The following is a 14,635-nucleotide window of genomic DNA, read 5'->3' on the forward strand; positions in this document are numbered from 1 at the left end:
TTCCTTAAAGCCAGCTTGCCACCAGGGCGGCAAACGGCAGGACCGGGATCAAGGCGTCGATACGGTCAAGCACGCCGCCATGGCCGGGCAGCAGGTTGCTGCTGTCCTTGATGCCGGCGCGGCGTTTCAATTGGGATTCGAACAGGTCGCCCACGATGCTGGCGGCGACGATCAGCAGCAGCACCAGCAGGGCCACCAGCCAGCCGCGGCGCAGCTGCAACTGCACGGCGAAGGTGTCTTGCAGCACGGGCAGCGCTGGCGCGGCGAGAATCGTGATGGCGGAGATGACGAGCACGGCGATGCCGCCGCCGATGGCGCCTTCCCAGGATTTACCCGGAGAAATACTTGGCGCCAGTTTGCGCTTGCCGAAAGCCTTGCCCGAGAAATACGCGCCGATATCGGCGATCCAGACCAGGGCCATCACGGACAGCAGGAACAAGGGGCTATGCAGGAACAAGGCGATGATGGCGACGAAGCAGCCAACGATGGTCACCGGATACACCAGGCTGAGCAAGGTGTTGCCCAGCCCTTCGGTGGGCGGCAAGCCCGTCGCCAGGGAAGGCACGAAGCGGATCAGCCAGATGGCCACGCACAGCGCGAACCAGAAATTGAGCTGCGCCATGCCGTTGCCGACAAAAAACGTATAAGCGAAGGCGGCGGTCCAGACGGCGGCGATCAGCAGCGCCTGGCGATTTTTGAAGATGCGGAAGCTTTCCCACACGGCGGCGCCGAAGAACGCCGTGGCGATCACGGCGAAAGCGGGGAAATAATTCAGATACAGAACCGGCAGCAAGACCGCCAACAAGACCAGGGCGGTGATTATCCGTGTTTTCAGCATCAGTTTGTCTTTTCAGTGAGTTGTGCGCTGGTACGGCCAAAGCGCCGTTCGCGCTGCTGGTAGGACGCGATTGCCGCGTCGAGGCAGTCGACATTGAAGTCGGGCCAGAAAGTATCAGTAAAAAACAATTCAGTGTACGCCAGTTGCCACAGCAGGAAGTTGGAAATGCGCTGCTCGCCGCCCGTGCGGATGAACAGGTCGGGCTCGGGCGCATAGGCCATGGCCAGGTGCGGCGCCAGTTGCTCTTCCGTGTAGGCATGCCCGACGGCCTGGCCGCCGGCGGCCGCCTCGGCCGTCATTTTATTTACTGCCTGCATGATGTCCCAGCGGCCGCCGTAATTGGCGCAGATGGTCACCGTCAGGCGCGTGTTGCGCGCCGTCTTGCGCTCGGCGTTGGCGATCAGGGTTTGCAATTGCTCATTGAAGCGCGACAAGTCGCCCACGACCTTCAGGCGGATATCATTCGCGTGCATCTTCACCACTTCGCGCTCGAGCATGGTGACGAACAGGCGCATCAGCATCGACACCTCTTCTTCCGGGCGGCGCCAGTTTTCCGAACTGAAGGCAAACAGGGTCAGGTACTCCACGCCACGTTCGAGGCAAGTCTCGACGATGCCGCGCACGGCGTCGGCGCCCTTGACGTGGCCGGCCACGCGGGGAAGGAAGCGCTTGGTTGCCCAGCGGCCATTGCCATCCATAATGATTGCCACATGGCGCGGCACGGTACCCACCTCCGGTACTGCCGTTGTCGAACTCGAATAGATCATGAAAACACGAATGCCAAAAATAAAAGATAACTATTATGCGCCAAATAGCACTGCCCGGAAAAGCCATGCTTTTCCGGGCAGCGTAAAAAGGGGCCGAAAACTAGACCGTCAGCACTTCTTTTTCTTTATCGACCACCATCTTGTCGATATCGGCAATGAATTTATCCGTCAGTTTCTGCACTTCTTCCGACGAGCGGCGCTCATCATCTTCCGAGCAGGCTTTTTCCTTGACCAGTTTTTTCAGCGATTCGTTCGCGTCGCGGCGAATGTTACGTACGGCAATCTTCGCGTCTTCCGCTTCGCTCTTGACCAGCTTGACCATTTCCTTGCGGCGCTCTTCCGTCAGCGGCGGCGTCGGTACACGGATCAGGTCGCCCTGTGCCGATGGGTTCAAACCCAGGTCGGCGTCGCGGATGGCTTTTTCGACGGTCGACGCCATCTTCTTTTCGTATGGCTGCACACCGATGGTGCGCGCGTCGATCAGGGTCACGTTGGCCACCTGGGTCAGCGCCGTCGGCGAACCGTAGTAGTCGACCATCACGTGGTCCAGGATGCCCGTATGGGCGCGGCCGGTACGCACTTTGGCCAGATCGGCCCGCAGTGTTTCCAGCGATTTCGTCATGCGTTCCTGGGCATTCTTTTTAACGTCAGCTAAGGACATGCTGCTCTCCTGTGGTGACGCCTGTCAAAACCTGCTGCGCGTCGGCAGTTGCGGCTGGCGATGCTTGCCGTACCTTCGTACGGCTGCGCTTCTCAGCCACAACTTCCTTCCGCCCGCGACGGTTTTGTCAGGCGTTATTAATGTTAATGAATCTTGAAATTACTACCAATACTGATTTAGACGTGCACCAAGGTACCTTCGTCTTCACCGAGAATCACGCGCATCAGCGCGCCCGGCTTGGTGATCGAAAACACCTTGATCGGCAGTTTCTGGTCGCGGCACAGGGCGAATGCCGTGGCATCCATCACTTGCAGGTGCTTGGCGATGGCGTCGTCGAACGTGATCGTGTTGAACAGGGTCGCGTTCGGGTCCTTCTTGGGATCGGCCGTGTAGACGCCGTCCACCTTGGTGGCTTTCAGGACGATCTCGGCGCTGATCTCGGAACCGCGCAGGGCAGCGGCCGTGTCGGTGGTGAAGAACGGGTTGCCGGTACCGGCGGCGAAGACCACCACTTTACCCTCTTCCAGGTATTGCAGGGCTTTCGGACGGACGTACGGCTCGACGACTTGTTCGATGCCGATGGCCGACATGACGCGCGCGGTGATACCCACGTGGCGCATGGCATCGGCCAGGGCCAGTGCGTTCATCACGGTGGCCAGCATGCCCATGTAGTCGGCGGTGGCACGGTCCATGCCTTGCGCGCCGGGCGCGACGCCACGGAAGATATTGCCGCCGCCAATCACGATTGCCAGTTCCACACCCAATTTCGCCACCTCGGCCACATCGGCCACCATGCGCTCGATCGTGGCGCGGTTGATGCCGTAGGGATCATCACCCATCAGGGCTTCACCGGACAACTTGAGGAGGACGCGCTTGTAGGCTGGTTTTGACATGAGCTGGGGCTCCATAAATGAGGTTATTCGAGTATGACATGGCGCAGCGCCTTGCAGCGCCGGATAGGCGCGCGGGGCTGCCCATGCCGCCGCCCGGCACGACGGGTGCGGGCGGGCCAAAAAAACGGGCCTCTCGGCCCGCTTTACTTACGCTCCCTGGGAGGCAGCCATCTGTGCTGCGACTTCTGCTGCGAAGTCGTCTTGCTTCTTCTCGATGCCCTCACCTACCACGTACATGGCGAAACCCTTGACGGTGGTGTTCGCCGCCTTCAGCATTTGCTCAACCGACAGCTTGTCGTTTTTCACGAAAGCTTGGTTCAGCAGGGAAACTTCTTTCAGGAACTTCTGTACGGAACCTTCCAGGCGCTTGGCCAGGATTTCCGGCGATTGCGCTGGCTTGCCTTCGGCGGCCGCTTTGGCTGCGTCTTCTTCGGCTTTCAGTTGTGCAACCGAACGCTCTTTTTCGATCAGTTCCGCTGGAACTTGCTCGGACGACAGCGACACTGGCTTCATTGCAGCGATGTGCATGGCCACGTCTTTGCCGACTTGCTCATCGGCGCCGTCGAATTCGACGATCACGCCAATGCGCGAGCCGTGCAGGTACGATGCCAGCTTGTTGCTGGTTTCGAAACGCTGGAAGCGGCGGATGGTCATGTTTTCGCCGATTTTGCCGATCAGGGCAGCGCGCACTTCTTCCAGGGTCTTGCCATCCAGTGGCAGGGCCAGCAGGGCAGCCACGTCAGCTGGGTTGTGTTCCGCGACCAGGCGGGCGGCATTGTTTGCCAGCGCCAGGAAGTCGTCGTTTTTCGCAACGAAGTCGGTTTCCGAGTTCACTTCGACCAGGGCGCCTACGCCGTTGGCGATGTAGGTTGCCACTACGCCTTCAGCGGTGATGCGTGCCGATGCTTTCGATGCCTTGCCGCCCAGCTTGACGCGCAAGATCTCTTCCGCACGCGCCATGTCGCCATCGGCTTCGGTCAGTGCTTTTTTGCATTCCATCATTGGTGCGTCGGTTTTGCCGCGCAATTCGCCTACCATCGCTGCTGTAATCGCTGCCATGTGTTTCTCCTGATTCGGTGAGTCGATAGTCGCGGCCTGGGCTTGCACCCCGCCAGCGGTCACTATCGTTTTTTTGTTAAAAAAAAGGGGGAGCTGCTGCCACCCCTTTTCCCTTACTGCTGTGCTTACAAACGGCTATCCTGCGATAGCCTGGCCATTAAGCCTGTTCGTTCACTTCGACGAATTCGTCGCCAGCGGCTGCTTTAACCATTTCAACAACTTCGTTACCGGCAGCTGCACGGCCTTCGATGATTGCATCAGCAACACCGCGAGCGTACAACATGATGGCTTTCGAGGAGTCATCGTTACCTGGGATCACGAAGTTCACGCCTTCTGGGGAGTGGTTGGTATCGACAACGCCGATGACCGGGATACCCAGCTTGGCCGCTTCGGTGATCGCGCCTTTGTGGTAGCCGACGTCGACGACGAAGATTGCGTCAGGAACGCCGCCCATGTCCTTGATGCCGCCGATCGATTTTTGCAGCTTGATCATTTCGCGGGAGAACATCAGCGCTTCTTTTTTCGACAGCTTCTCGATCGAACCGTCTTCGACCATCGCTTCCATGTCCTTCAGGCGCTTGATCGAGGTTTTGATCGTCTTGAAGTTGGTCAGCATACCGCCCAACCAACGTTGATCAACGAAAGGCACGCCAGCGCGTTGTGCTTCAGCAGCGATGATTTCGCGGGCTTGACGCTTGGTGCCAACCATCAGGATGGTGCCACGGTTTGCAGCCAGTTGACGCACGTGCTTCATTGCGTCCTGGTACATCGCCATGGTTTTTTCCAGGTTGATGATGTGGATCTTGTTGCGATGGCCGAAGATGAACGGTGCCATTTTTGGATTCCAAAAACGGGTTTGGTGACCAAAGTGGACACCGGCTTCCAGCATTTCGCGCATTGTTACGGACATTATTAACTCCAGGGTTGGGTCTGGAATCCGATCAGTCACCATACAGGCACCCTTGTCGACCGGATTCGCGTGTTTATATAATTAAAGACACTGTTTTACTGCATTGCTTAAAAGAGAATTCAAGCAACCCGGGATTCTACACCGAAATGACCGCCACATCAAGTCCGCGGCGCAAATCGCGCGCCCTGCGGAAACAGCCGACGCACCACACTGGTGCAAGATGGGGCGGCGGCGCCTTTTCCTCCATGAATCCCGGCCCTGCCATAGGAAGGAGGCGGCGGATTCGGGGCGCCTCGTTTATAATTTCGACATATTTGCAGACGTTTCCTCCTACGCCAGGACGCGTCTGTGCTTTTCATCGAACATCTTGCAGATTGCGAATCACACCATGTCCACCATCCGTATCAATACCGCCGCCGACATCGAAGGCATGCGCGTTGCCGGCAAGCTCGGCGCCGAAGTGCTCGACTACATCACCCCTTTCGTCAAGGTGGGCGTCACGACGGGCGAACTGGACCGCCTGTGCCATGAATACATGGTCAACGTGCAAGGCACCATCCCTGCCCCGCTGAACTATTGCCCACCCGGCTATACGCCCTATCCGAAGGCCATCTGCACCTCCGTCAACGACGTCATCTGCCACGGCATTCCCGGCGACAAGGTGCTGAAAAGCGGCGACTCCGTCAACCTCGACATCACCGTCATCAAGGATGGCTACCACGGCGACAACAGCCGCATGTTCCTCGTCGGCACGCCCACCATCCTGGCCAAGCGCCTGTCGGAAATCACCTATGAATGCATGTGGCTGGGAATCGACCAGATCAAGCCGGGCGCCCACCTGGGCGATATCGGCCACGCCATCCAGCAGCATGCGGAAAAAGCCGGCTACAGCGTGGTGCGCGAATTCTGCGGCCACGGCATCGGCAAGGTCTTCCACGAAGAACCGCAAGTATTGCATTATGGCAAGCCCGGCACGCTCGAGCGCCTGGAAGCGGGCATGATCTTTACCGTCGAGCCCATGATCAACGCGGGCCGCCGCGAGATCCGTGAAATGAATGACGGCTGGACCATCAAGACCAAGGATCGCAGCCTGTCGGCGCAATGGGAGCACACGGTGCTGGTGACGGAAACGGGCTATGAAGTGCTGACCGTCTCGCCCGGCATGCCGCCGCCGCCCGCGATCATCGCCAAAAAAGCCTGAGCGATCACGCCTGACCGCACCCCGACCCACCGCCACCCAGGGCCCAGATGAAAAAGCAAGTTCGGGAACAGCTGAAGCAGCAACTGAAAGCCGACCGCCAGGTCGTCATTGCCGCCTTCCAGGCCGATGGCAAGCCTGAAAAGCTGTTGCGCAGCCTGCGCCACAGCGTCGACAGCGTGCTGGCGCGCGCCTGGCAGGAAGCCGGCTTGCCGCCCGGCACGGCCCTGGTGGGCGTGGGCGGCTATGGCCGCGGAGAACTGTTCCCCTATTCCGATGTCGACCTGCTGATCCTGCTGCAACAGGCGCCAGACGCCGCCACGCAGGAAAAACTCGAGGAACTGGTGCAGCTGCTGTGGGACCTGGGCCTGGAAATCGGCCACAGCATCCGCACCGTGGATGAATGCATGGTGGAATCGAAAGCCGACATCACCGTGCAAACCAGCCTGCTCGAGGCGCGCCTCGTGTGCGGCAATGCCGAGCTGTTCGCGCAATTGCAGCAGCGCTACGCCGCGGCCATGGACCCGCAGGCGTTTTTCCAGGCAAAGACAGCGGAAATGCGCCAGCGCCATGCCAAGTATGAAGATACGGCCTTCAGCCTGGAACCGAATTGCAAGGAAAGCCCGGGCGGACTGCGCGACCTGCAGGTGATCCTGTGGGTGGCCAAGGCGGCCGGCCTGGCCAATTCCTGGCGCACCCTGGCCACGGGCGGCCTGATCACCCTGACGGAAGCGCGCCAGCTGATGGAAAAGGAGCGCGCCTTCAAGGATATCCGCGTGCGCCTGCACCTGCACGCGGGCCGGCGCGAAGACCGCCTCGTGTTCGACGTGCAGACGGCCATCGCCGAATCGCTGGGTCTGCAAGCGACGGGCAGCGGGCCGCACATGCGCCGGGCCAGCGAATTTCTCATGCAGCGCTATTACTGGGCCGCCAAGACAGTAACCCAGCTCAACACGATTTTGCTGCAAAACATCGAGGCGCGCCTGTTCCCGCAAGACGATGTGCCCGTGCCCATCAACGAACGCTTCAATGAAGTCAACGGCCTGATCGACATCAGCGCCGACGACACCTTCGAGCAATACCCGTCGGCCATGCTGGAAATCTTCGTCCTGATGACGGAACGCCCGGCCCTGAAAGGCATGACCTCGCGCGCCACGCGGGCCCTGTGGCACGCGCGTTTCAAGATCGACGCGGCTTTCCGCCAGGACCCCGTCAACCGCGCCCTGTTCCTGCGCATCATGCAGGCGCCCGTGGGCATCATCCACGCGCTGCGGCGCATGAACGAGATGAGCATCCTGGGGCGCTACCTGCCGAACTTCCGCCGCATCGTGGGCCAGATGCAGCACGACCTGTTCCACGTGTACACGGTCGACCAGCACATCCTGATGGTGGTGCGCAACATGCGCCGCTTCACCATGAGCGAACATGCGCACGAATACCCGTTCTGCAGCCAGCTGATGGCCGATTTTTCGCAATCGTGGCTGCTGTACGTGGCGGCCCTGTTCCACGATATCGCCAAGGGACGCGGCGGCGACCATTCCAAGCTGGGCGTGGCCGACGCGACCCAGTTCTGCCAGGACCACGGCCTGTCCTTTGATGACACGGAACTCATCGCCTTCCTGGTGGAAAATCATCTGACCATGTCGCAAGTGGCGCAAAAACAGGATTTGTCCGACCCCGACGTCATCGCCGCCTTCGCCAAGGTGGTCAAGGACGAGCGCCACCTGACGGGCCTGTACCTGCTGACGGTGGCCGACATCCGCGGCACCAGCCCGAAGGTGTGGAATGCGTGGAAAGGCAAGCTGCTGGAAGACCTGTACAAGATCACCCTGCGCGTGCTCGGCGGCGAACCGCACACGGCCGACCGCGAACTGAAGAACCGCCAGCAGGAGGCGCTGGCCACCCTGCGCCTGTACGGCTTGCCGCCCGATGCGCACCTGAAGCTGTGGCAGCAGCTGGACGTGGCGTATTTCCTGCGCCACGACGCTTCCGACATCGCCTGGCAGACGCGTTCGCTGTATGACAAGCTCGACAGCAAGTTGCCGGTGGTAAAATGCCGCCTGGCGCCCATCGGCGAAGGCTTGCAGGTGGCCGTCTACGTTGCCGACCAGCCCGACCTGTTCGCGCGCATCTGCAGCTATTTCGACCGCAAGAACTTCAGCATCCTCGACGCGAAGATCCACACGACGAAAAACGGCTATGCGCTCGACACCTTCCTCGTCACCGAGCAGAACTTCGCCAAGAGCTACCGCGACATCATCAGCCTGATCGAGCATGAGCTGGGCGAGCTGCTGCAGTCGCAGGCGCCGCTGCCGCCGCCGGGCAAGGGACGCCTGTCGCGCCTCTCGCGCACCTTCCCCTTCCAGCCGACCGTCGACTTGCGGCCCGACGAAAAGGGCCAGTATTATCTGCTGTCGGTGGCCGCCAACGACCGCACGGGCTTGCTGTACTCGATCGCCAATGTGCTGACCAAGTACCGCATCAACCTGCACACGGCCAAGATCATGACCCTGGGCGAACGGGTCGAAGACGTCTTCCTCGTCGACGGCCCCGCGCTCAACAATGCCCGCAACCAGATCTTGCTGGAAACCGATTTACTCGATGCGCTGAAGGTATGACACTTCCGCGCAGCGCCTACCTTTACTGAAACTGAATCAACATGACCGAAGAATTATTACGCTTGTCCAAACGCATGTCCGAACTGGGCCTGTGCTCGCGCCGCGAAGCCGATGAATGGATCGCACGCGGCTGGGTCCGCGTAGATGGCAAAGTGGTATCCGAACTGGGCAGCAAGGTCTATCCCAGCCAGCGCGTCACCGTGGAGCGCCAGGCGGCGGCCGAACAGTCGAAGCGCGTCACCGTGCTCATCAACAAACCGGTCGGCTATGTCAGCGGCCAGGCCGAAGACGGCTACACGCCCGCCGTGGCCCTGATCAAGGCGGAAAACCGCTGGGCGGAAGACCGCAGCCCGGAACAGTTCCACCCGACCCAGCTGCGCAGCCTGGTGGCTGCCGGCCGCCTGGACATCGACTCCGTCGGCTTGCTGGTGCTGACGCAGGATGGCCGCGTGGCCAAGCAGTTGATCGGCCACGATACCGATATCGACAAGGAATACCTGGTGCGCGTCAGCTACACCAAGGGCGGCACCCTGCCCGACAGCGAACTGAAAAAACTCAACCATGGCCTGTGGCTGGACGGCAAGCCGCTGCTGCCGGCCAAGGTGCGCTGGCAGAACGAAGACCAGCTGAGTTTTACCCTGCGCGAAGGCAAGAAGCGCCAGATCCGCCGCATGTGCGAAGCCGTGGGCTTGAAGGTGCTGGGATTGAAACGGGTACGCATCGGCAAGGTCAAGCTGGGCGATTTGCCGACGGGCCAGTGGCGCTACCTGAGCGCGGACGAACAGTTTTAAGCGCCCCGCCATGGCAGGCCAGACATGCCTGCCATCCTATCGCATAGCAGGAATATAGTGCATCAATGTCAATTATTGTGATTTAGTTAGCAAATATTGCTTTGAACCTATACACTATCCCCATCAGAACATAAGAGATACGCCGTCGTGAACGATCCCATTCCCAACCCCCTGCGCAAGGGCGCGCCCAGCCTGGCCGACGTGGCCGAGCCGATGGCGCCCGGCACCAAGCCGCACCACATGAGCGATCCGTGGGATATCGGCGAAACCCTGTGCAGCCTGGCTGATAACGGCGACGCCATCTCCATCTACCCCGCCGATGGCGAGGAGGTCATCATGGCGCGCATTTTGTCCGTCGATGACGACTTGCCGCAATTCGTGCTGGAACTCAATGAGGGCAGCACCCTGCCGCCGGGCGGCGCCACGTTTGTATCCTGGGTGCAAAGCGCGAAGCTGCAATTTACCATCAATGGCGAATGGGAAGCCTATCCGGAACGACCGAATGTCTACCTGACCAACTTCCCCAGTCATTGCCTGGTGCTGGAACGGCGCGAATCGACGCGCCTGGAAACGCCGCTGGGCGTGTATTACCTGGCCGCCTTCGTGCTGGAAGGCCGGCCATACGAATTGCAGCTGTATGATTTCTCGGCCGGCGGCATCGGCATGCGCGCCCATCCGCGCGACACGGTGGGCCTGTACGTGGGCCGCAAGCTGTCGCGCGTGCGCCTGGAACTGGGGCCGGACAAGGTCATGATCGCCGACCTGGAAATCCGCCTGTCGCGCACCTTCCGCTCCTTCCTGCTGGGCGAGCAGGTGCAGATCGGCTGCCGCTTCCTGAACCTGACGGCAGCCATGCAGGATGAATTGAAGGTACTGCTCGATAACCTGGGCAGCAGCCGCAAGGTGCGCTAGCTTAATTTCACGTACAAAAAAATGGCCGCGCAGCATATGCTGCGCGGCCATTTTTTGTACTTGACGATCACAGTCATGAGGCGCCTGAAAAACGTCCAGGGCAAGGCGCCTTGCCGAAGACAGTACGAATAGTACGGCGAGGCAAGGCAACGCCGCCATGGACGTTTTCTCAGGCGCCGATCAATCGTCGTCGTTCGGGTCCAAGTCCGGGAACATGACTTCCGTGTAACCGAATTGCGTGAAGTCGACGATACGCATCGGGTACAGGATGCCGTGCAGATGGTCCACCTCATGCTGCACCACGCGCGCATGGAAGCCGTCGCAGTCGCGGCTGATGGGCTGGCCGAACTGGTCAAATCCTTCGTAGTGCAGCTCGCTCCAGCGCGGCACGCTGCCGCGCAGGCCCGGCACGGACAAACACCCCTCGAAGCCCTCTTCCTTGCGTTCCGACAAAGGCGTCAGCACGGGATTGATCAACACGGTTTCCGGTACTTGCGGCGCGTCCGGATAGCGCAGATTCTGCTTGAAGCCGTAGATCACCACCTGCAGGTTGACGCCGATCTGCGGCGCCGCCAGACCCGCGCCATTGGCCGCATGCATGGTATCGAACATGTCGGCGATCAGGGCGTGCAATTCCGGCGTATCGAATTCTCGTACGGGCTCGGCCATCCGCAGCAAGCGCGGATCGCCCATCTTCAAAATCTCACGCACGGTCATTTTGCATCCTCGGCTGCTTGCAGCTGTTGCAGATAGCTGCGGAAAGCGGCGCCCGTTTCCGGATGCTTCATGCCCATCGCCGTGGTCGCCTTGAGATAACCGAGCTTGGAACCGCAGTCATAGCGCTGGCCCTTGTAGCGGTAGGCCAGCACGCGCTCTTCGCGCATCAGGGCGGCAATGCCGTCCGTCAGCTGGATTTCGCCGCCGGCGCCCGTGCCGATGTTTTCCAGGTGCGCAAAAATACGGCTGGTCAGCACGTAGCGCCCCACCACGGCCAGGGTCGATGGCGCTTCTTCCGGCGCGGGCTTTTCCACGATGGCCGAGACCAGCTCCAGGTCGGGCTGATAATTTTTTGCCGACACGATGCCGTATTGCTTGGTTTCCGCGCGCGGCACGTCCTGCACCGCCAGCAGCGAGCAATTCTCGTACTGGAACACATCGGTCATCTGCGCCAGCACGGGACGTTCACCCGCCTCCACGTCCATGAAGTCATCGGCCAGCAAGACGGCAAACGGTTCGTCGCCGATCACGGGACGCGCGCACAGCACGGCGTGTCCCAGGCCCAGTGGCGCGGACTGGCGGATGTAGATGCAATTAATGTGCTTGGGAATGACGTTCTGCACCATGTCCAGCAACTGGCGCTTGCCGGCCGCTTCCAGTTCCGATTCCAGCTCATAGGCCGTATCAAAATGGTCTTCGATGGCGCGCTTGTTGCGCCCCGTGATGAAGATCATTTCCGTGATGCCGGCCGCCACCGCCTCTTCCACCGCATACTGGATCAATGGCTTGTCAACGATGGGCAACATTTCCTTTGGTTGCGCCTTGGTCGCGGGCAAGAAACGGCTGCCCAGGCCGGCGACGGGAAAGACTGCTTTTCTAATTTTTTTCATGGGTTTTCTATCAAGTTTGTATGGTTAATCCTGCGCCAGCAAGGCCAGTAATCCAGCCTCGTCCAGCAAGGGCACGCCCAGTTCCTGGGCCTTGGCCAGCTTGCTGCCGGCGTCCGCGCCGGCCACGACATAACCGGTCTTCTTCGACACCGAGCCGCTGACCTTGCCGCCGGCCGCCTCGATCAGGGCGGCCGCGTCGTCGCGGCTCATGGTGGGCAAGGTGCCCGTCAAGACAAAGGTCTTGCCTTCCAGCTTGCCGCCAGCGGCTGGCATTTCAGGCAATTGTGACAGTAATTCATTTCTCAGGGCGTCCAATTGGTGCAGCGCAGCGACGTTGGCGTCTTCCGCCAGCCAGGCGGCCAGCGATTCGGCCACCGCGGCGGGCAAGCCCGCGTGGAAACCGCTCCCTTGCGCCGCCAAACTGGCCAGGGTCACGCCCCGCTCCACCAGCTGCTTGCTGCGCGCTTCCGTCAGCTTCGGGATGCCCAGCGCGGCCAGCAAGGTGGTGTGCTCCAATTGCGTGCGCAGCTTGGCGCTGGGCGCATGTTCGCCTTGCGGCGTCACGCCCGCATCGAGCAATGCCTGCAGCGCCTGCTGATTCTTTTCTTCGGCAAAGAAGTCGGCGATCGATTCGGCCACCGTACCGCCGATATCGGGCAGCACGCGCAACAAAGCGGCCGGCGCGCGGCGCACGTAGTCGAGGCTGCCTAGCCACTCGGCCAGGGTTTTCGCCGTCGACTCGCCCACGTGGCGGATGCCCAGGGCGAACAGGAACCGTTCCAGCGGCGGGCGCTTGCTCGCTTCTATGCCGGCCAGCAAATTTTCCGCCCATTTGGTGGGAATCTTTCCTTGCTGCACTGTTTCTGGCGTGGAACCATCGCGCTCGTCGGCGCGCTGCTTCATTTCCAGCAGTTTATCCAGGGTCAGGCTGTACAGATCCGCCAGGCCATGCACGTATTCGAGTTCGACCAGGGTATCGATATAACGTTCACCCAGGCCTTCGATATCCATCATGCGCCGGCCAGCGAAGTGGCGGAACGCTTCCTTGCGCTGTGCCGAGCAGAACAGGCCGCCCGAGCAGCGGGCGATCGCCTCGCCCTCTTCGCGCACCACGTGCGAGCCGCAGACGGGACAGCTTTCCAGCATCTTGAACGGCAGCGGCGCCGGTTGCGGGCGCTTGTCCAGCACCACGGACAGCACTTCCGGGATCACGTCGCCGGCGCGGCGCACGATGACGGTATCGCCCACGCGCACATCCTTGCGCAGCACTTCATCCTCATTGTGCAAGGTGGCGTTGGTCACCGTCACGCCGCCCACGGAAACGGGTGCCAGGCGCGCCACGGGCGTCATGGCGCCCGTGCGGCCCACCTGGATATCGATGCCCAGCACCTGCGTCAATGCCTCTTCGGCGGGAAACTTGTGCGCCAGCGCAAAACGCGGCGCGCGCGAGACAAAGCCCAGCTCCTGCTGATCTTCCGTCGCGTTGACCTTGTAGACCACGCCGTCGATTTCGTAGGGCAAGGCGGGACGGCGCGCGCCGATATCGTTGTAGTAATCGAGCAAGCCCTGCGCACCCAGCACGACCTTGCGCTCCTTCGACACGGGGATGCCCAGGGTCGCGTACCAGTCCAGCAGGGCCGAGTGCGACGCGGGCATGGCGGCGCCGTCGAGGGCGCCGATGCCGTAGGCATAGAAGCGCAGCTTGCGCTGGGCCGTGATGCGCGAATCGAGCTGGCGCAGGCTGCCGGCGGCCGCGTTGCGGGGATTGGCGAATTCCTTCTGCCCCGCTTCGCGCTGGCGTTCGTTCAAGCGGGCAAAGTCGGCCTTGAACATCATCACTTCGCCGCGCACGTCGAGCCGTGCCGGGAGATTCTTGCCATGCAGGCGCAGCGGGATGCCGGCAATGGTGCGGATATTCGCCGTCACGTCCTCGCCCGTGGCGCCATCGCCGCGCGTGGCGGCCTGCACGAACAGGCCGTCTTCATAGCGCAGGTTGATGGCCAGGCCGTCGAATTTCACCTCGGCCGCATACGCGACATCCTGTCCGTCCAGGCCCAGGCCTTCGCGCACGCGGCGGTCGAAGTTGACGATGTCGTCGTCGGTGAAACCATTGTTCAGCGACAGCATCGGCACCGTGTGCATGACTTGCTCGAATTGCGGCAAGGGCGCCGCGCCCACGCGCAGGGTGGGCGAATCCGGTTGCAGCAGCTCGGGATGGGCCGTTTCCAGCGCCTGCAGTTCGGCAAACAGCTTGTCGTACTCGGCGTCGGGAATGGTGGGATTGTCGAGCACGTGGTAGGCGTGCAGGTGCCGGTTGAGTTCGGCGGTCAGTGCCAGGACCCGCGCTGCGGCGTCCTGGTTGGTCAGATCAGTCATTGTTG

Annotated in this window: 13 protein-coding genes; 4 read left to right on the forward strand and 9 right to left on the reverse strand. The window is 61.1% G+C overall.

The window, feature by feature from the left end; translation table 11 throughout:
- Positions 1-4: 4 nt before the first annotated feature.
- The 6 genes from BM193_RS26170 to rpsB all read right to left on the reverse strand — a co-directional run bounded on the left by BM193_RS26170 (position 5) and on the right by rpsB (position 5,128).
- A complete protein-coding gene (locus tag BM193_RS26170) occupies positions 5-838 on the reverse strand; it encodes a phosphatidate cytidylyltransferase (RefSeq protein ID WP_092802606.1) in 834 nt (277 codons plus the stop codon).
- Positions 838-1,605 carry a polyprenyl diphosphate synthase gene (gene uppS / locus BM193_RS26175; protein ID WP_092802603.1) on the reverse strand — a complete coding sequence of 256 codons (768 nt, stop codon included), beginning with the start codon at positions 1,603-1,605 and terminating at the stop codon, positions 838-840. The genes BM193_RS26170 and uppS overlap by 1 nt, the downstream gene beginning before the upstream one ends.
- Before the next feature lie 100 nt (positions 1,606-1,705).
- Positions 1,706-2,266 (reverse strand): ribosome recycling factor, encoded by a 561-nt coding sequence (frr, locus tag BM193_RS26180; RefSeq protein ID WP_092802600.1) that lies wholly within the window; start codon positions 2,264-2,266, stop codon positions 1,706-1,708.
- Positions 2,267-2,442: 176 nt separating this feature from the next.
- Positions 2,443-3,159: a UMP kinase gene (gene pyrH, locus BM193_RS26185; RefSeq protein WP_086137735.1), complete on the reverse strand. Its 717-nt coding sequence runs from the start codon at positions 3,157-3,159 to the stop codon at positions 2,443-2,445.
- A 147-nt stretch (positions 3,160-3,306) separates the two neighbouring features.
- Positions 3,307-4,218 carry a translation elongation factor Ts gene (gene tsf / locus BM193_RS26190; RefSeq protein ID WP_092802597.1) on the reverse strand — a complete coding sequence of 304 codons (912 nt, stop codon included), beginning with the start codon at positions 4,216-4,218 and terminating at the stop codon, positions 3,307-3,309.
- Positions 4,219-4,375: 157 nt separating this feature from the next.
- Positions 4,376-5,128, reverse strand: a complete 753-nt coding sequence (gene rpsB / locus BM193_RS26195; RefSeq protein ID WP_086145236.1) for a 30S ribosomal protein S2 — start codon at positions 5,126-5,128, stop codon at positions 4,376-4,378.
- A gap of 388 nt (positions 5,129-5,516) precedes the next feature.
- Here rpsB and map point away from each other — a divergent pair, with 388 nt between their 5' ends.
- The 4 genes from map to BM193_RS26215 all read left to right on the forward strand — a co-directional run bounded on the left by map (position 5,517) and on the right by BM193_RS26215 (position 10,647).
- Positions 5,517-6,329, forward strand: a complete 813-nt coding sequence (map, locus tag BM193_RS26200; RefSeq protein WP_092802594.1) for a type I methionyl aminopeptidase — start codon at positions 5,517-5,519, stop codon at positions 6,327-6,329.
- A 47-nt stretch (positions 6,330-6,376) separates the two neighbouring features.
- Positions 6,377-8,944 carry a [protein-PII] uridylyltransferase gene (locus BM193_RS26205; RefSeq protein ID WP_092802591.1) on the forward strand — a complete coding sequence of 856 codons (2,568 nt, stop codon included), beginning with the start codon at positions 6,377-6,379 and terminating at the stop codon, positions 8,942-8,944.
- A 41-nt stretch (positions 8,945-8,985) separates the two neighbouring features.
- Complete coding sequence (locus BM193_RS26210; RefSeq protein ID WP_034752263.1) at positions 8,986-9,735, forward strand: pseudouridine synthase; 750 nt, start codon at positions 8,986-8,988, stop codon at positions 9,733-9,735.
- Between the two features lie 147 nt (positions 9,736-9,882).
- The gene (locus BM193_RS26215; RefSeq protein ID WP_092802588.1) at positions 9,883-10,647 is read left to right on the forward strand and encodes a flagellar brake protein; all 765 of its coding nucleotides are present in this window, start codon (positions 9,883-9,885) and stop codon (positions 10,645-10,647) included.
- A gap of 180 nt (positions 10,648-10,827) precedes the next feature.
- On the opposite strand, the gene def is transcribed toward BM193_RS26215, so the two are convergent.
- From def to ligA, 3 genes are read right to left on the reverse strand one after another with little or no spacing between them, the layout of a single operon-like run.
- Positions 10,828-11,364 carry a peptide deformylase gene (def, locus tag BM193_RS26220; RefSeq protein WP_092802585.1) on the reverse strand — a complete coding sequence of 179 codons (537 nt, stop codon included), beginning with the start codon at positions 11,362-11,364 and terminating at the stop codon, positions 10,828-10,830.
- Positions 11,361-12,254, reverse strand: a complete 894-nt coding sequence (gene galU, locus BM193_RS26225; RefSeq protein ID WP_092802582.1) for a UTP--glucose-1-phosphate uridylyltransferase GalU — start codon at positions 12,252-12,254, stop codon at positions 11,361-11,363. Before galU ends, def begins: the two co-directional genes overlap by 4 nt.
- 24 nt (positions 12,255-12,278) lie before the next feature.
- Entirely contained in the window at positions 12,279-14,630 is a 2,352-nt protein-coding gene (ligA, locus tag BM193_RS26230; RefSeq protein WP_092802579.1) for an NAD-dependent DNA ligase LigA, read from the reverse strand.
- Positions 14,631-14,635: the final 5 nt, after the last annotated feature.

This window comes from Janthinobacterium sp. 344, from assembly GCF_900112025.1.
Taxonomy (GTDB): Bacteria; Pseudomonadota; Gammaproteobacteria; order Burkholderiales; family Burkholderiaceae_D; genus Janthinobacterium.